9 protein-coding genes and 1 tRNA gene are annotated in these 18,047 nt (G+C 57.9%); 4 read left to right on the top strand and 6 right to left on the bottom strand.

All coding sequences use genetic code 11. The features are described 5' to 3' along the window. Window positions 1–17 precede the first annotated feature (17 nt). Both ESZ00_RS06820 and ESZ00_RS06825 read right to left on the bottom strand, forming a co-directional pair. Window positions 18–1,445 carry a sulfatase-like hydrolase/transferase gene (locus tag ESZ00_RS06820; RefSeq protein ID WP_204520160.1) on the bottom strand — a complete coding sequence of 476 codons (1,428 nt, stop codon included), beginning with the start codon at window positions 1,443–1,445 and terminating at the stop codon, window positions 18–20. 94 nt (window positions 1,446–1,539) lie between these two features. Continuing rightward, the gene (locus ESZ00_RS06825) at window positions 1,540–4,884 is read right to left on the bottom strand and encodes a TonB-dependent receptor (RefSeq protein ID WP_129207371.1); all 3,345 of its coding nucleotides are present in this window, start codon (window positions 4,882–4,884) and stop codon (window positions 1,540–1,542) included. Between the two features lie 523 nt (window positions 4,885–5,407). On the opposite strand from ESZ00_RS06825, the gene ESZ00_RS06830 reads away from it, so the two are divergent. Next, window positions 5,408–6,640, top strand: coding sequence for an anaerobic sulfatase maturase (locus tag ESZ00_RS06830; RefSeq protein ID WP_129207372.1), 1,233 nt, complete (start codon window positions 5,408–5,410; stop codon window positions 6,638–6,640). 108 nt (window positions 6,641–6,748) lie between these two features. Continuing rightward, on the top strand, window positions 6,749–9,127 hold the full coding sequence (locus ESZ00_RS06835; RefSeq protein WP_129207373.1) for an arylsulfatase: 2,379 nt from the start codon (window positions 6,749–6,751) through the stop codon (window positions 9,125–9,127). 108 nt (window positions 9,128–9,235) lie between these two features. On the opposite strand, the gene ESZ00_RS06840 is transcribed toward ESZ00_RS06835, so the two are convergent. The 3 genes from ESZ00_RS06840 to ESZ00_RS06850 all read right to left on the bottom strand — a co-directional run bounded on the left by ESZ00_RS06840 (window position 9,236) and on the right by ESZ00_RS06850 (window position 12,531). Then, window positions 9,236–11,188, bottom strand: a complete 1,953-nt coding sequence (locus ESZ00_RS06840) for a family 2A encapsulin nanocompartment cargo protein cysteine desulfurase (RefSeq protein ID WP_129207374.1) — start codon at window positions 11,186–11,188, stop codon at window positions 9,236–9,238. Next, entirely contained in the window at window positions 11,175–12,095 is a 921-nt protein-coding gene (locus ESZ00_RS06845; RefSeq protein WP_129207375.1) for a family 2A encapsulin nanocompartment shell protein, read from the bottom strand. Before ESZ00_RS06845 ends, ESZ00_RS06840 begins: the two co-directional genes overlap by 14 nt. A 115-nt stretch (window positions 12,096–12,210) precedes the next feature. Then, the gene (locus ESZ00_RS06850) at window positions 12,211–12,531 is read right to left on the bottom strand and encodes a rhodanese-like domain-containing protein (RefSeq protein WP_229741002.1); all 321 of its coding nucleotides are present in this window, start codon (window positions 12,529–12,531) and stop codon (window positions 12,211–12,213) included. Between the two features lie 506 nt (window positions 12,532–13,037). Here ESZ00_RS06850 and ESZ00_RS06855 point away from each other — a divergent pair. Together ESZ00_RS06855 and ESZ00_RS06860 are read left to right on the top strand one after the other, a co-directional pair. Continuing rightward, entirely contained in the window at window positions 13,038–16,136 is a 3,099-nt protein-coding gene (locus ESZ00_RS06855; protein WP_129207377.1) for a PSD1 and planctomycete cytochrome C domain-containing protein, read from the top strand. A 120-nt stretch (window positions 16,137–16,256) separates the two neighbouring features. Continuing rightward, window positions 16,257–17,633 carry a DUF1501 domain-containing protein gene (locus ESZ00_RS06860; protein WP_129207378.1) on the top strand — a complete coding sequence of 459 codons (1,377 nt, stop codon included), beginning with the start codon at window positions 16,257–16,259 and terminating at the stop codon, window positions 17,631–17,633. A 126-nt stretch (window positions 17,634–17,759) separates the two neighbouring features. Here the strand turns inward: ESZ00_RS06860 and ESZ00_RS06865 are convergent. After that, window positions 17,760–17,846, bottom strand: a tRNA-Leu gene (locus ESZ00_RS06865). Window positions 17,847–18,047 lie beyond the last annotated feature (201 nt).

Genomic DNA, 18,047 nt, shown 5'->3' on the forward strand with positions numbered 1-18,047 from the left:
GACAAAGCCTCTCCGCATCAAGCCGGCCGCACTGGCTCATTCGGGGAGATACCATCTGGATCATTGACTACGGCACCCGGTGGCGCTGCAACGGCGCCCTGCAGCAAGGGATCTTTTGTCGCAAGCATCCAGTGGTGAAGACGTCCGCGCATTTCATCGAGTATCTGCACATACGCAGAATCACTCGCAAGATTGTCATGTTCGGTTGGGTCGAAAGTCAGATCGTAGAGGCTCTCCTGAGGCAGATGATGATTTGCCCATCCGGCTTTGAGCCACAGCGTCTTACTCAATCCGTCATCGCAATTCGGGAGAACCGGCGTGGTCTTGTTTCCAAACCGTCGAATATATTTCCAGCACTCTGTACGCACCGCGCGGACGGGTTCATAGGCCGCATGATAGTTCACCTCCGCAAATATTTCTTCGTGGACTGCAGTTGCGCTTCCAGCAAGCAACGGCATCAGCGACTTACCCTGCAGCCATGCCGGCGCGGCAATGTCCAGATACTCACAGAGTGTGGGGAAGATATCGATCTGCGATACCATCGCATCCTGCACGCGGCCCCTGGATATCCCGGGTCCACGCAGAATGAGTGACACACCCCAGCCATCGTCCGTCAGATTGCACTTCATGCGCGGGAACGAAATGCCATGGTCCGTGGTGCTGATGATCAGTGTGTTCTCGAGCTGACCATTGCGCTCGAGGGCCTCAAACACCTGGCGAACACCCTCGTCGAGAATGCGGGCGCTGGCTCGATATCGGGCAAAATCTTCGCGTGTCTCAGGCGCATCGGGAATGGGACGCGGTGGCGCCTGAAAATCCGCACGATCCTCGGCAGTTGCATCCGGATACTCGCGGTGTGTCTCAAAAAAACCTACATCGAGAAAGAACGGCACACTGGGACGGCTGTCGAGAAAGGCTGCAGCTGCAGGCGCCACCACGGTCGCACTTGTGCCATGGTGATTCGCCTCGGTCATAGGCCGCGGCAGGATGCGATCATAACCAATCGTCTCCGGCGCCTTTGCCACATGTTGTATTCCTGCCAGCACAGTCTGGTAGCCAGCGGTATGCAGCGTATGCACGATGTGCTGGCGGTAGTCATGGAGCGAAAACCCGCGATGTGCAAGGCCCAGCATCCCGCTGTTATGCGGATACAGTCCCGTCAGCAAACCTGCACGGCTCGGAGAACAAGTCGGCGCCACGCTGAAAGCGCGGCGGAAGAGCGTTCCCTCATCGGCCAATCTCTGGATATGCGGCGTCGGCACATCGTAGCCATAAGGTTTGAGATAGCGTCCCGTGTCATGAGAATGCAGATAGACGATATTGGGACGCGCAGCAGCAGGATCCGCTCCGATAGCGGGGATGTTGGATGCGATGCCTGCTGCAGCCGCTCCCTTGAGAAAGGTGCGGCGTGATACGTCAAATCTTTCCACACTCTGGTCAGTCACAACAAACACTCCTTTGATTCACCACAAAGCACCTGGCTCACGGCGGAATGAACATATCCGCAGAGAGACCAGGCGCCTGTGATCCTATATCTGGCTAAAAGGTGTAGTGAGCAGCAAGCTGCAGTGTGCGTGAAGAGGTTGAGCCACCGGACAGGCTGGTAATTGTGCCGAAACCGGTTGAGCCGAAGGTCGTATTCGGATTGCCGAGGTTCGCATGGTTGAGAGCGTTGAAGGCTTCCATGCGCAGCTCCAGCTTATGACCTTCGCGTACATCCACAGTTTTGAGCAGCGTCAGATCGGTATCCGCAAACCCAGGGCCGCGGCCGAAGGTTCGCGGCGCGTTGCCGAAGGTGTAGTTTGCATTCTGCGTAAAGGCGCTGGTATCGAACCACTCGGCGATCTTCGCCGCCCTTGAGCGGCCCGAGCGGAGATCATTCGGGTTCCCCGTCAGGTTAGGACGCACGCCATCCGAATAACTTCCGGTGTTATTGGTCGAATCAATCGGGCTTAATGCTGTGCCCGCATGAATTTCTTCCAGCCCACTGATACTCCAACCACCGATTACCTGATTCACCAGATAGGAGTTAGAATGCAGCGGCTTACCCTGTCCAAATGGAAGCTCATAAAGTCCGCTGAAGATCAGGCGATTGCGGATATCACTGCCGGAAAGCCCCCAGCGTCCCTGCTGATCGTAGTAATTCGTGAAGCCGTTGTTCGGATAACCCGCAACCCCGAAGCGCGCACTCCCGTTATCGCGCATCTTCGACCAGGTGTAGTTTGCCTGATACTGGAATCCACTGCTGTAGCGCTTCTGCACTTCGATATTGCCCGCGTTGTATCCGGACTGTCCGTCATCGGGATACAAGCTCTGCACATTGGTGAACTGCGGAAACGGCCGCAGCGTTTGCGCTTTGTATGCCGACGGATTCGCTGCCAGCAGGGCAAGATTCGCCGGAGTGATCTGATCGATGCTTTCAGCATACGGGCTGACCAGATGGTGCCCAAACGTTCCGGTGTAGCCGATATCGAGCAGCGTACTGCCCGGCAATTGGCGCTGCCAGTCCGCGTGTAGTTGGTAGAGGTACCCGGTCTTGTGGTCCTTTGTGATCCACTGCACGGTGGTGTTCGGAGTGCTGCCTACTGCGACGGCACCAAAGCTCGGCGTCAGCTGAGAAGCGGTCGGATAAGCTGCAAGCCCGGTGCCTTCGGTGCCATTGTCCTTAAGCAGGAAAGCGGGCGTGCCGGCAACCGAGTTCGGAGAGGTCAGAGAGATCGCATTTGAAAATCCGAGCGCCATCACAATCGGAGTGGCCTGATCATATTCACCCTCATAGAGAATGCCGGAGCCGACGCGAAATACTTCGTTCTCGCGCGGAGTCCAGGCCAAACCCAAGCGAGGGCCGAAGAGAGTGCGATCGAAGTTATTCGCATACCGGCTCTGACCATCGATGCCGGCGAAAGTAATTACACCCGGTGTACCCGACACCGGATTGATGGCCGTTGGATTGAAAGAATTCTGACGATTGTTGCTCAGGTAACGCGGTGAGTCGATATCCCAGCGCAGACCATAGTTGAGAGTGAGCTTGTCGTTCACATGCCAGTCATCCTGCGCATAAAGACCCCAGCTCCAGGCAAGCGAATAGAGTAGTTCCGTTTCCTGGCGTGATGCGGAATTGACCCGGCCCAGCAGCAGGTTTGCGAGGCTGCCTGCCGCGTTGTTGCTGCTCGCGCCCGTAGAGGTGAAGTTGAAGAATCCACCAGCCGAAGGAGAATAGAGATCTCCGTCAGCTGACGTGCGGTAATCGATGCCGTACTTCGTCTGGTGTTTGCCAATCTGCCAGGAGAGATTATCCGCATACTCGTTGGCCAGAATGGGGGTCTGCAGGCGCTGCTGCTGCGATGCATTGCCGATGGTCGCGAAGCTTCCCAGGGTCACACCCGGGAAATATGCCGAGTTGATGCCCGGAAGGGCCAGGGCTGCTGCCGCCGCGGAATTGGTGCCATTGGTGAGAGCAAGCGCCTCGCGAAAAGAGAACGTCGCGCGCGCCTCGTTCAGCACATTCGGAGTGAAGATGTGATTCCACGTCGCAGACGGATTGTAGTAATAATCCAGTGAACTGCTGCCGTAAGGATCCGTTCCTGGCGTGGGATATACATTCGGCACGCTTGAGTTGGATGGGTTGGCAAGAAAGCGCCCATACACAGAATCTCTGTCGGAAAATTTGTGATCGATGCGAAGAACGTAGATGTTGCTGACAGACTGCGTAGTGTCATTACCGGAGAAATTACTGGTGTTGAGCGCAGCACCTGTGACATTCGGCAATGGATAATACGAAGCCAGCTTTACTCCATAAGGATCGAGTTCGGATGGAGGAAGCACATTTTTCTGCCCGTTGTATTCAGCCTGCAATCCGGTATTCGGGTCGATCACCTCTGCTGCGACCTCTGAGAAGTTGCCTGCGCGCTCAAGTGCATCCGGCACGTTCAGCAGAAGTGCGCTGCTTGTAGTCTGCCGCCTGCCTTCATACGTGAAGAAGAAATACGTCTTACCTCTCCAGATAGGACCACCTATGCTTCCGCCGAAGAACTTGTACTGGAGCGGAGGATTTGTGGTGGCAAAAACGGGAATCGCCTGAAAACCCTGGCTGCGGTAATAAAAATATGCGCTGCCATGGAAGTTATTCGTACCCGATTTGGTTGTCATCTGAATGAAACCACCACCGGAACGGCCAAGCTCAGCCTTGTAGTCGGAGATGCTGAAACTGAACTCCTGCAACGCATCAATCGGGAGGTTGAACATCTGCTCCGGCACGCCCTGCAGAAGATTCTGCGTGGTACCGCCATCCACCGTGTAATTCGCGTTATCACCGCGGCCACCAGCGATAGTGAACTCCGTATTGGAGCCCGTGCCACTGCTCACCACCAGACCACTTAACCGCTGTAACTGCGAAGCTGTCCGATCCAGGAGCGGATAGTTCTTGATCGATGTATTCTCTACTTCGTCGGTAATGGAAGAGGTTGTGGACTGTAGCTGCGCAACGTCACTGTGTACCTCGATCTTCTCCACAACATGCCCGACATCCAGCGTAAAGCTCACAGCCGATGCCTGTCCCGTGAAGATTTCAACCCCTTCCTTCGTCTGAAGATTGAAGCCATCTTTCTCGACCGTGATGTTGTAGTGTCCCGGAAGAAGAACCGGGAAAGCATAAAAGCCTGAGTTATTCGTAAGCTTCGATTCCGACAAACCAGTCTCCGTGCGGGTGACGGTTACCTTGGCCCCGGAAATTTGAGCCTTCTGCGCATCCTGCACAGAACCGGAAAGAGAGCCTTCATTCTGAGCGAAAACATTTGTCGCTCCCAGGGCGCTCAGAATGAACATGACTGCAATCAGGGCACGCGTAGATAGACCGGCACGCCCGCGTATGTGAAGAGCCTTCACATCGCCTCCTTAAAATTTTCAGGTAAAAAATAAAAAGCCCACGACCGGCGTCGTGGGGACTGCAGAAGAGATCAAAAAGATCCGCTTAACTGCCCATCATGCGTATCGCGCACCACTCCACCCTAATCTGCGAGAAACAGATCAGCGGGACAACAACCCAGGAGGATCGCGGGAAGCAGGTGCATAGATGCATCTAGCCACAGCGTCGAAAAAAAAGCAATAGGCTGCATCTTTCTCCTTCTCCTTTTCGTCGGGAACAAACCCACTGGGCATCGCACAAAGATGCTTGACAAGAAGTAATCCGGACCGCATCATCAACACGATGCGCTTCGCCCATACATTCCGCGAGAGTTGTTGTTGCCCCGGAGCCTCCCGGCATCGGAATCTTTTTCGTGGAACACCCATGGCGACGCACACCTGACAGACATCGCATCTCCTGGTTTGTGCAAGACGCGCCCACGAGTTAAGGTTCGTGGGCATTTCTCTTGCAGCTTCTGCTGCATATCGCACACCAGGACTACCAATGAACTCGTTTCATATCATGGCCAAGCCTCATGGCCCCATTTGCAATCTCGACTGCACCTATTGCTATTACCTGGAGAAGGAAAATCTTTATCCGCGCTCTGGCCGTGAGTTCCACATGGCGGACGATGTGCTGGAAAGTTACATTCGGCAATACATCGCAGCACACCCCTCTTCCCATGTGAGTTTCGCGTGGCAGGGCGGAGAGCCCACACTGCTTGGCGTTCCCTACTTCGAACGCGTTGTTGCTCTCCAGAAGCAATATGCAAACGGGAAGACCATCGAGAACGCGCTCCAGACCAATGGCACGCTGCTCGATGATGTTTGGGGCGAGTTCCTGGCGAAGAATCACTTCCTCGTCGGACTCTCCATCGATGGCCCGGCACACCTGCACGATGCCTATCGCGTCGACAAAGGCGGGAAGCCCAGCTTTGCGCGAGTGGTGCGCGGCCTGGACATACTCAAAAAGCACGGCGTCGCATTCAATACGCTCACCGTGGTGAATCGCAAGAATTCGTATCACGCGCTCGAAGTCTATCGATTCCTCAAGCAGATCGGCAGCCGCTATCTCCAGTTCATCCCTGTCGTAGAGCAGCTTGCAGAAGCGCCGGATCACAACGGACTGCGGCTGCTCAAGCCCTACTCACAGACAAAAACTCATGTCTCGGATTGGTCTGTCGAGTCGCTGCAGTTCGGCCGCTTCTTACAGGAGATCTTCGATGAATGGGTAGTCAATGACGTAGGCCACGTCTATGTGCAAGCGTTTGATGTGGCCCTCGAATCCTGGGCAGGACTGCCGCAGTCGTTGTGCGTCTTTTCTCCCACCTGCGGCAATGCGCTCGCTCTCGAACATAATGGCGATCTCTATTCCTGCGATCATTTTGTTTATCCCGAAAATCGCCTGGGGAACATCGCCGAGCAACCGCTGCTTCGCATCCTTAACTCGCCACAGCAGAGCCGGTTCGGCAAAGCCAAGGAGACGGGCCTTCCCTCCGACTGCCGCTCTTGCGATGTACGTTTTGCCTGTAACGGCGAGTGCCCGAAGCATCGTTTTTCCAGTACGAGCTCAGGCGAATACGGCCTGAATTATCTTTGCGCCGGCTATAAGCACTTCTTTCATCACATCGATCCCTATATGCGCTTCATGGCGAATGAGCTTCGCCAAAGAGGCGTATCGGCAAGAGTGATGGAGTGGGCCCGCCACCAGCGCGAAGCCACGACCGTAACTGCTTAGCCTGGATATCTTCTGCGCTTTCTCTTTTCATCCACGCGGGCAAGGTACATTCTCTCCGCGGCGGACGGACTTTCCAAACCAGTATCTACCTCAGACAGGGAGTGATGTATGAAGCGAAGAAAGAAACTGGGGCTGCTTCTTAGCAGCACCCTGGCTGCACAATCCTGGCACGCGGTATGGGCACGTGAAGATCAGGCTCCGAAGAATCATGTGCAGGATGCGACAGCCGGAGAAGCAGGACGCGAAGAGCATCCTGCACCGCAGGCAGGTTGGCCCGAGCCGCCACGAGCGCATTCAGGATCGCCGAATATTGTCCTGATCCTGGTCGACGATGTGGGATTCGGAACGACAACTGCCTTTGGCGGCCCTATTTCCACGCCGAACTTTGACCGCCTGGCAGCATCGGGCCTCAAGTACAACAACTTTCACGTCAACTCGCTCTGCTCTCCCACCCGCTCCGCCTTGCTGACTGGCTACAACAACCACGAAGTAGGATTCGGAACCGTGGCCGAAGCGGCTACAGACTACCCAGGCTATAACTCCTTGCTGCCGGAAGATATTACCCCCGTTGCCGAGGTATTGAAGGAAAACGGCTACAGCACGGCCGCCGTGGGCAAGTGGCATAACACGCCTACATGGCAGGTAAGTCCGGCCGGGCCATTCGACCGCTGGCCGACGGGCCGCTGGGGCTTCGAGCATTTTTATGGCTTCCTCGCTGGCGCAGACAACCAGTACTACACCCGCATCTATCGCGATCAGACTCCCGTAGAGCCGAAAGCCACGCCGGAACAGGGCTACCACTTCACCACCGACATCACGAATGACGCCATCAAGTGGCTGCATCAGCATGATGCTGTCGCGCAAGACAAACCCTTCTTTCTCTATTACGCGACCGGCGCCACGCACACCCCGCATCAGGTCGCGCAGAAGTGGATTGATAAGTACAAAGGTAAGTTCGATCAGGGATGGGATGTGATTCGCCAGCAAAGCTTCGATCGCCAGAAAGCGCTTGGCGTCATCCCAGCAAATGCTGAGCTGACTCCACGCCCCGACACCCTGCCGGCCTGGGACTCACTCACTCCGCAGCAGAAGAAACTGCTCGCTCACGAGGCCGAGGTATACGCCGGATTCACCGAACAAACAGACTACGAGATCGGGCGCCTGCTCGATGCAATTCGCGAAGAGGGACAGGCAGACAACACCATCGTCATCGAGATCTTCGGCGATAACGGAGCAAGCGCGGAAGGCGGACCGGATGGAACCGATGCGCAGGATGTGAACGGCAAGCCGCTCAGCATCGATGCGCGGCTCGACGCAGCAGGCGCATTAGGCAGCGAAGTCTACATGAATCACTTCGCCGCCGCCTGGGCATGGGCGCTGACTTCGCCCTTCCAGGGCACCAAGCAGGACGCCTCGCACCTGGGCGGCACCACGGATCCGCTGGTCATCTCCTGGCCTGGACACATCAGCGACAAGGGTGGCCTGCGCACACAGTTTGCGCACGTCAATGACATTGCACCGACGCTCTATCAACTCACCGGCATTACGCCTCCCGACACGCACGATGGCGTAAAGCAGCTGCCGCTTGAGGGCACCAGCCTCGCATACACGTTCGATCATCCGAACGAACCCTCTCATCATCATGTTCAATACTTCGCAACCAGCGGTAATCGCGGGATTTATAAGGATGGATGGTGGGCAGGCGATCTTTATCATGAGACATGGGAACGCAACGCTGCGCTCTTCTCCGGCAACAACAAGGAGCCGGACACACATCCGTGGGAGCTCTATAACATCAACGAGGATTACAGTCAGGCTCATGACCTTGCAGCGACACATCCGGAAAAGCTCAAAGAACTGCAGGCACTCTTCCGGCAGGAAGCCGAGCGCAATCACGTTTATCCGCTTCTGCCCGGCATCGATCCATACCCAACCGGTCAGCTGAAAGGCCAGAAGGTCTTCACCTATCGCGCCGGCGTAGACCGCATCGTGCCGCGTATCGCCCCCAACGTGGCAGGCCGCTCCTACACCATCACTGCGGACATCGACGTTCCTGCCAGCGGCGCAGAGGGTGTGATCTTCGCACAGGGCAGCCGGTACGGAGGACTTACGCTCTTCGTGAAAGACAATCGCGTCATCTACGAGATCAACGCGCATGGCAACCGCTCCGGACAAATTGTCTCCTCGGAGCCGCTTGCTCCTGGCAAGGCACATATCGTCGTCGATATCACGCCCAGGAAGAATCCGGAGGAGCCAAAGAAGAATCCGCCGGTCCGGCCTTTCTTCGCGCCGCCTCCCGCGCCAGGCACAGGCCAATTGTCTATTAACGGCAAGGCCGCAGGCCAGGGAGACTTCGCCAACGTCGTAGTGTCTTCGAATGAAACGCTCGATATCGGCAGCGATCTCGGCTCACCGGTCAGTCCCGACTACAAATCGCCGAACCGCTTTACCGGCAGCATCGACACGGTCACCGTCGAAATCCACTAAACCGCGCCTCCAAACAAAAGAGCCATATCGCGATGCCTTGCGATATGGCTCTTTTTCTATCTCGACTTCACGCCGCGATATGAAATATCACGCGCAATACTCTCTGCATCAGTGAAGCTGCCGAAGCGCCGCGGCCAGCTTCTCTACCTCTTCATGCGTGTTATAGAGAGCCAGTGAAGCACGCACCGTGCTTTCATGACCAAAGCGGCGGAGAATCGGCTGCGCACAATGATGCCCGGATCGCACAGCGATGCCGCAGCTGTTGAGATAGCTGCCAATCTCTTCCGTCTTATGCCCATCGATCACAAAGGAAAGCACGCCAGCCTTCTCCTTCGCTGTACCTACGATGCGCAGCTTCGGAATGCGTAACAACTCTTCGGTCGCATGCTGTAACAGCTCATGCTCATGCCGTGCGATGTTATACATCCCTACGCGATCAAGATAGTCGATGGCAGCGCCCAAGCCCACGGCATCGGCAATGTTGCCCGTACCTGCCTCAAAGCGCTGCGGAGGTCCATGATAGATCGTCTTCTCGAAGGTCACGTCCTGGATCATGTTGCCACCGCCCTGCCATGGCGGCATTGCAGCGAGCACCTCCGGCTTGCCATAGAGCACTCCGATGCCGGTAGGCGCAAAAACTTTATGCCCGGAGAAGACAAAGAAGTCCGGATCGAGTTCCTGCACATCCACGCGCATGTGCGATACCGACTGCGCGCCGTCGAGCAGCACCTTCGCTCCGTAGCGATGCGCCATTTCGATCATCTTTTCCGCAGGAGTGATGGTCCCCAGAGCATTCGAGACGTGCGTGATCGAGACCAGCCGTGTTCTTGCATTCAACAGCTTCTCGTACTCGTCCAGCAGAATCTGGCCGCTGTCATCGACCGGGGCCACACGCAGCCGCGCCCCCGTTTCTGCGCAGACCATCTGCCACGGAACGATGTTCGCATGGTGCTCCAGCCAGGTAATAACGACTTCATCGTCTTTACCCAGGTTGCGCCTGCCCCATGCCTGCGCCACCAGGTTGATCGCCTCTGTCGTACCGCGGACGAAGACGATTTCATTGATCGATGGCGCATTCACAAAGCGGCGAACCTTTTCACGCGCCGCTTCATACGCATCGGTCGCGCGAGCGGCCAGCTCATGAGCCGCGCGATGCACATTCGAGTTCTCGTGCTGATAGAAGCAGCTCAGCCTGTCGATCACGCTCTGAGGCTTTTGTGTCGTCGCCGCATTGTCGAGCCACACCAGCGGGCGCCCGTTCACTTTCTCCTGCAAGATCGGGAAATCGCGACGGACAGCTTCCACATCGAAAAAATGCGGCGTCAGAGCAAAGCTTCCTGCCGGCTCATACGTATGGCCCGTAGATACCGGCTCAGCATTGGTAGAATCGAGCGGACGCTGCCCATCGAACACGCCTGCCTGCGCCTGCTCGGCAAGCAACGCCAGATCGGGAGCAGGTAGAAACTCATCGCGCAGTTCCAGCCCGAAGACGGCCTGCGGCAACCACTCTCCCGCTGCATCCTGCGGAGCAGCAGCGAAGGATGAGCCATCCGCAAACAACGGCCGAGCTTCCGCAAGAAATGAGAACGCCGAACCCGCCGGCGCGGTGCCAGGCAGCGGTGCGGCGTCAGGATAAGGAGCCTGCCCCGAAGCCTGGGGAGCAGCAAAAATCGGCCGCGCCTCTTGCAGGAAAGAAAAACCCGGCGCATCGAGGAATGAAGGAGCACCTCCAAGAACCCCGGGCACAGCGGGAGACGGTGCCTGGTACGGAGCCGTCAGCGGCGCAATGCCGGGCGCGTCCGCGCTGGCCGGCAGAGTCGGCAACTGCGGGTCCGAAGGCAGCGAGATAGCCGAAGGAATGGCCGGAGCGCCTGCTCCGGCATCGGCTGCATCGCCTGTCCGCTCCGCGCCTTCATTCGGCAGCGCGCGGAAGAACTCGTTGGCCAGCCGGGCCAGCGTTGCGGCATCGGGCAGGCCAACGGGAAGCTCCGGCTCGAACGAGGACGCGAAGGCAGCAGCCGCATCATCCTGCGTTAACGGGATTCGCTCATTTGTACTCATGGTAGTTCCCTACCTCGACGTTCTCGAGCGCCGCAATCGCGTCATCGGCCAGCACCGAGGCCGCGCAGTAGAGAGAGATCAGGTAGGAAGCGAGGCCGCGATTATCGATCCCCGTATAGCGCACGGACAATCCCGGCGTCTGTTCGCCGGGCAGCCCTGGCTGGAAAAGCCCGATTACGCCATTCTTCCGCTCACCCGAGCGGACAAGCAGAATCTGCGTTTTATTAGTGCGGGAAGAGATACGAATCTTGTCCGTAGGAATCAGCGGTACACCACGCCAGGTAAGAAACGGGCTGCCGAAAAGCGTGACGGTCGGCGGAGGTACGCCGCGGCGCGTGCATTCGCGGCCGAATGCGGCAACAGCCCGCGGATGCGCAAGGAAGAAAGATGGCTCCTTCCACACCTTCGTCAGCAGCTCATCAAGATCATCGGGGGTCGGCGGACCCTTGCGGGTTGCGATCTTCTGCGCATCGACGACGTTATGCAGCAGGCCGTAATCGGCATTGTTGAGCAGCTCGTTTTCCTGCCGCTCCTTGACGCTCTCGATAGTGACACGGAGCTGTTCGCGGATCTGGTCGTACGGCTTGTTGAAGAGATCGCTGACACGCGTCTGCACATTCACCAGCGCATTGATGCTGCTCAGCCGATACTCGCGCGGAGTCTCTTCATACTCGGCATAGGTCTCCGGAATGTCCGACTCGTCCGCATGCCCGCACAGCACTTCGATAGGCTTGTCGTCGACCACGCGGTTGCGCCGGAAGACGCCGGCCTCAAGTGGCTTCCAATCCAGGAGCCGGACCAGCCAGCGAGGCGTGGCTGGGCTGTAAACCGGCGCGGTCTTGGTGATGTTGGCTAACTGATAGGCTGCTTGTTCGCCTAAAGAGGTGCGGATCGGAGTATCGGCCACCGGAAGCTCCTTGCGGAAGGGTTCAACACTGCGGGCAAATTATAGCGGACACGGGCCTGTGGCCGTATGTCACCGAAGAACAGCCGTACAAAAGAAGCAGAGAGAACGGAGAAGACTAATACTTCCGCACGCTGCGATCTACCCGGTCAGACCACGCATGGAGTCCGCCGCGCAGATTCACAACATGCTCAAAGCCATGCCGCTGCAGATATTCCACCGCCTTGACCCCGCGCGGCCCGTGCTTGCACACGGCCACAATCTCATCCGCGCCTTCCAGCTCATCCAACCGCTTCGGCAGCTCGGCCAGCGGGATGAGATGACCACCGATATTCGAGATTTCATACTCATATTCATCGCGCACATCCAGCAGAAATACCGGCGCGCCGGCATCGAGACGCTGCTTCAACTCTTCCGCCTGAATTTCAGGAACACTCATGGAAATCCAACCCTCCGTCTTGTTCGCAAAAAGCAAAAAACCCATCGCCAGGTCCTCTGGCGATGGGTTCTCGAAAAGAAGTGCTGAGCTTAAAAAATCGCTTCAGCGGCTATTTCCGGCCAGAAGACACAGATGCGGGCGCACCATACAGCGCGCACAACACATCGTCTGGCCAGCAAACGTCATACTTCTACGGTAGCACGAAGAGGCGGGATCGTTGCAAGTGCATGCATCCCGGCGAAATCGCAAGAAAATGCGATACACAGCTTGACATTCCGCCAGCGTTGCGAAACATAATGGCTCCGATGCAATCTCAGGCGCACATCCCATCCCGCATCCTCTCCGGATTCGTCCCGGCGCCGGCGCTCGCCCGTTGTTGTTGCTAAGTCAACCCGCATCCTCCTTTCCCACTTAGCGCTTTTTCTGATTGCAGCCGTCGTGCATCTGAGATCTCTGCCGCTTGCTCTCTGCGGCAGGAAGCAGTGCACGCGCCGCGGAACCCGAGCATGCCCGACTTCCTGCGCCGATATTCCTGGTCGTTTCTGTCCCCCCTGCCCGCCCTGCTTAGCGCCGTGATGGCTGCTGGCTCCCCCGCCTTCATGCACGCCCAGGCATCCTCCACAAGCGAGGACGCTCACCAGGCCTTCTACAAGGAAAAGATCCAGCCGATCCTCTCTTCACACTGCTACGACTGCCACTCTGCCGATGCAGGCGCGGCAGCTGGTCTTCGCGTGGATGACCGCGCAGCACTGCTCAAGGGAGGCAAAAGCGGCCCGGCGATCGTTCCTGGCAAACCGGAGGAGAGCCTGCTGCTCGAGCGCGTGCTCACCACGGACGTGAAGCAGCGCATGCCGAAAGGTGACGACCCGCTTCCGGCAAAAGAAATCGAGCAGCTGAAGGCCTGGATTGCCGACGGAGCCGCGTGGTCTGAGGCGACGCCCTCATCCACATCCGCGCCTGAGCCATCCACTCCGCCGGCGAAAGAGATTAAAGCCTCGCTGACGCGCGTTCCCTATCCTCGTCCAGCAACGCCCGCACAGCTTGCGTTCTTCGAAAAGAAGGTTCGCCCTATCCTGGTGAACCGCTGCTATAACTGCCACTCCGCGGCCTTCAAAGAAGCCGGTGGCCTGCGCGTCGACGTGGGCATCAGCATCTTTGCCGGCGGCAAGGACGGTGCGGTCATTATCCCCGGGCATCCGGAGGAGAGCCTGCTGATCCAGCGCGTCAAGTCTTCCGACCCGAAGAAGCGCATGCCCCAGGAGAGCAACGAAGCACTGCCTGCCGACGAAATCGCCACGCTTGAAGCCTGGATCAAAGACGGCGCCGCATGGCCGGACGAGACCGAGAAGCTGCCGCCGACTCCGGAACGCCTGCGCCGCATCTATCCGCAACTGCGCGCGGAATGGTGGTCCTGGCAGCCGCTGGCGCATCCGGTCGCGCCGGTCATCGCAGGGGACACATGGTCATCGGGCAACATCGATCGCTTCATCCTTGCAAATCTTCAGGCAAAGAAGCTTGCGCCCGTCCCGGATGCTGATCCTGCCGTTCTTCTGCGCCGCGTAAGCTACGACCTCACTGGTCTGCCGCCGACTCCGGCAGAAATTCGCGCTTTCCAGAAAGACCACTCCCCGCAGGCCTATGCTGCGCTCGTCGACCGCCTGCTTGCGTCACCGCAATTCGGCGAACGCTGGGGCCGCAACTGGCTCGATGTTGCACGTTATGCCGAGTCCTCCGGCCCTTCGCGCAACATGCCATACCCCAATGCCTGGCGTTATCGCGATTACGTCATCGATGCTTACAATCGCGACGTTCCCTTCAACCGCTTTCTCACCGAACAGATTGCCGGCGATCTTCTGCCTGCAGCAACGCCTGCGGATCATGATCGCCTGCTCATTGCAACCGGCTATCTCGCGCTTGGCCCCAAGGATGTGAATCAGCGCTTCAAAGCCCGCTTCAAGATGGACATCGTCGATGACCAGATCGACACCGTAACACGCTCCACCATGGCGCTGACCGTCTCCTGCGCGCGCTGCCACGATCACAAGTTCGATCCTATCCCCACCACGGACTACTATGCGCTTGCCGGCATCTTCACCAGCACGGAAGACGATGCCGGGCTCACCAGCAAGATGGGCGGCAGCAGCCTCGAATACTACGATCCGAAGCATCTCGGCTATCTCAGCGACGCTGCCCATGCACCGGTCATTGCCAGCGATATACGCGATAAAGCAAAAGCCGAGCGCGATGCCGCGAAAAAGCAGCTGGACGAAGCTCAGGCTGCGATCGATAAAGAGAAGAAAGAAGGCACGCACGCCACGCCAACTCCCGAGCAGAAGCAGAGGCTGGCCGATCTGCAAAGAAACTTCGTACGCCTGAGAGAGAACTATGCATTGCTGGGCGACCTGGGAGAGTTAGGTTACGGCATCCACAGCGTGCGCGACGGAGAAGTCGCAGATACTTCGGTGCGCATTCGTGGCGTCGAAGAACGTCACGGCCCTACCGTTCCGCGCGGCTTCCTCACCGTCCTTCCAATTCCTGGAACAACACAGATTCCCGCTGGCCACAGCGGCCGTCTCGAGCTGGCAGAGTGGATCACGAATCCAGCCAATCCCCTCACCACGCGCGTTTATGTAAACCGTGCATGGGAGCATCTGTTCGGCACCGGTCTTGTCAGCACGGTCGATAACTTCGGATCTTCCGGAGACAAGCCTGCGAACCCCGCGCTGCTGGACTATCTCTCCCAGGATTTCATGGCCAATGGATGGTCGACGAAAAAGCTCGTGCGCGAGATCGTTCTAAGCCATGCCTACCGTCTTGGATCGGCGGTCCCACCTGGCTATCAGGATGTCGACCCGGCAGATCGTTTTATCTGGCGCCATAACCCCCGCAGGCTCGAGACAGAAGAGATTCGCGACAGCATCCTCGCCTCGGCCGGAGATCTCAATCTCGCTCATCCCTCGGGATCATCCTCGATGGCACTGCGCATGATCGAGATTCGCGACGATGGCCCGGTGGTCAGCTCGGTGCTCGATGCTGCCGATCGCAACCGCTATCGCAGCGTCTATCTTCCCCTGTTGCGCGACGAAACACCGCGCACCCTTTCTGCCTTTGATCCCGTCTCCCAGACGCTCGTATCAGGCAAACGCGAGGTCACGACCGTCCCAAGCCAGGCACTCTTCATGCTCAACTCACCCTTCGTACGGGAGCAGTCCCTTCTCCTCGCAGAGGAACTTCTACGCGCGCACGGCAGCGATGCAAAGCGAATCCGTATCGCATACCAGCGCGTGTTGAGCACAAGTCCATCTGAGGAGGATGTCCGCAGGGTACAAGACTTCCTTGCCGCATATGAGCGGAACGCCGCTCCTGCGATCGGCAGACAAACAGTGCAGGCGCACCTGCAAACAGTGGCAGGATCATCGGCTCCACACTCGCTGACCGAAGGTATCGTCCGTGAAGACGGACTCACACAGGACGACGCAATCGATAACGAGCAGGCAGATACTGCAAAACCGGATACTGCAAAGCCCGGCTCCGCAAAAGAAGCGGCATGGGCCGCATTCATTCAGGCCCTTTATGGATCGGCAGCATTCCAGTTTGTGCGTTAACCCCGGCAGATTTATACCTTTTCCGCGCACTCGCCCACGATGCGCGGAAAAGCAGCATAGAGCATAGAGCCTGTTAGGTTCTACACGTCGATCGAATTCATAGCGGAGGCAGGACTCACCATGCACTCGAATTTTTCCTATCCATCCCGCAGAGGTTTTCTGCGCATGTCCGGCGCGGGCTTCGGCCACCTTGCGCTAACCGGCCTGCTGGGTTCATTGGCGAAGACCGCCGCCGCAGCCGACCTCAACACGAATAACCCGCTCGCGCCCAAGCGGCCGCCGCTTCCTGCCAAGGCAAAGCGCATCATCTTCCTCTTCATGGAAGGCGCAATGTCGACAGTAGACACCTTCGAGTATAAGCCGGAACTGCAACGCCGCGATGGCAAGCCAGGCCCGGGAGGCGGCACCATCACCGCATCCAAATTCCAGTTCAAGCAATACGGACAGTCGGGCGCATGGTTCTCCGAGCTTCTGCCTCATATCGCCGGGCACGCCGATGAATACTGCTTCCTGCGCGGTCTCTACACCGACACGCCGGCGCATCCGCAAGCAGTTGTGCAGCTCCATACGGGCAGCGCGAATGCCTCGCTCACGCGCCCCAGCATGGGCTCATGGCTGCTTTACGGTCTGGGCACGGAGAACCAGAATCTGCCCGGCTACATCGTCATCAACCCGCCGGTTTCTTTTGGTGGCGCAGCGAACTACGGCAGCGCATTTCTGCCTGCGTACTACCAGGGAACAGCCATTACCGACAAAGGCGTGATGCCGAACATCCAGGCATCCACGTCGCGTGGGCTGGAACGCCAGCAGATCGACCTGATTCAGGATCTCAATCGCGAAGTAGCCGCAGCGCCAGGCGCGCCGGAAGCAGTGGAAGGCATCATCAAATCCTACGAGCTGGGCTTTCGCATGCAGGACAGCGTGCCCGAACTTCTGGATATCTCAAAGGAGCCGCAGCATGTCCTCGATGCGTATGGCGTGAAGCCCGGCATCGAAGGCTCATTCGCCCGCCAGTGCCTGATGGCGCGCCGGCTCAGCGAAGCCGGCGTGCGTTTTGTCGAGATACGCCAGCCAGGCTGGGATCATCACACGAATCTGCATAACGGCCTCATCGAAGAGACCCGCCGCGTCGATCAGCCGACCGCCGCGCTGCTTGCCGATCTCAAACAGCGCGGACTGCTCGATGAAACACTCGTGCTCTTCGGCTCGGAGTTCGGTCGCCTGCCCACCTCGCAGGGCGCGGACGGGCGCGATCACAATATCACTGGATACGCCATGTTCCTGGCCGGTGCCGGCGTCAAAAAGGGCTACAGCCATGGCAATACAGACGAACTCGGCATGGCCGCAGTCGATGGCCGCATGCACATCAACGATCTGCATGCCACGCTGCTGGGCCTGATGGGAATCGACCACGAGCGCTTGACCTATCGCTACGCCGGACGCGATTTCCGGCTCACCGATGTCGCAGGAGTTGTCCAGCGCGATGTCTTCGCCTGATCCCGGAAGGAAGTTTTTCTGTCTCCATTCCGGAGATGGGCGAAAGAAGATGAACGAAAAAACAGAAGAAGCCTGAAGAGAATGACCGGCCAGAACGGCTTCTTCGTTTCAACGTTTGCTTCTCAATGGTGCCCGGAGGGGGACTTGAACCCCCACACCCTTGCGGGTCGCGGATTTTAAGTCCGCTGCGTCTGCCGATTTCGCCATCCGGGCTTTGAGATTACGGCTGGACTTCGCGGACCTGATGGCTTTTCAGCACGCGAAGCGTTCCGCGCGCGGAAAACGCGCGGAGATACTTTTATTCTACGCTGACTGCATTTCCATCTTCTTTTCGCCGCTCTAGGAGATGGAAACCTCACCGGCTCGCGGCCGAATCAAGGATCGGCGAAGCCGCCTGCGATGCTCTGCAAAGTG

It is taken from the genome of Silvibacterium dinghuense (genome assembly GCF_004123295.1).
GTDB lineage: Bacteria > Acidobacteriota > Terriglobia > Terriglobales > Acidobacteriaceae > Silvibacterium > Silvibacterium dinghuense.

Bases quoted from the DNA above. Each gene is read 5' to 3' on its own strand.
- ESZ00_RS06830 (WP_129207372.1), top strand. From the start codon at position 5,408: ATGAACTCGTTTCATATCATGGCCAAGCCTCATGGCCCCATTTGCAAT.
- ESZ00_RS06835 (WP_129207373.1), top strand. From the start codon at position 6,749: ATGAAGCGAAGAAAGAAACTGGGGCTGCTTCTTAGCAGCACCCTGGCT.
- ESZ00_RS06840 (WP_129207374.1), bottom strand. From the start codon at position 11,188: ATGAGTACAAATGAGCGAATCCCGTTAACGCAGGATGATGCGGCTGCT.
- ESZ00_RS06850 (WP_229741002.1), bottom strand. From the start codon at position 12,531: ATGAGTGTTCCTGAAATTCAGGCGGAAGAGTTGAAGCAGCGTCTCGAT.
- ESZ00_RS06855 (WP_129207377.1), top strand. From the start codon at position 13,038: ATGCCCGACTTCCTGCGCCGATATTCCTGGTCGTTTCTGTCCCCCCTG.
- ESZ00_RS06860 (WP_129207378.1), top strand. From the start codon at position 16,257: ATGCACTCGAATTTTTCCTATCCATCCCGCAGAGGTTTTCTGCGCATG.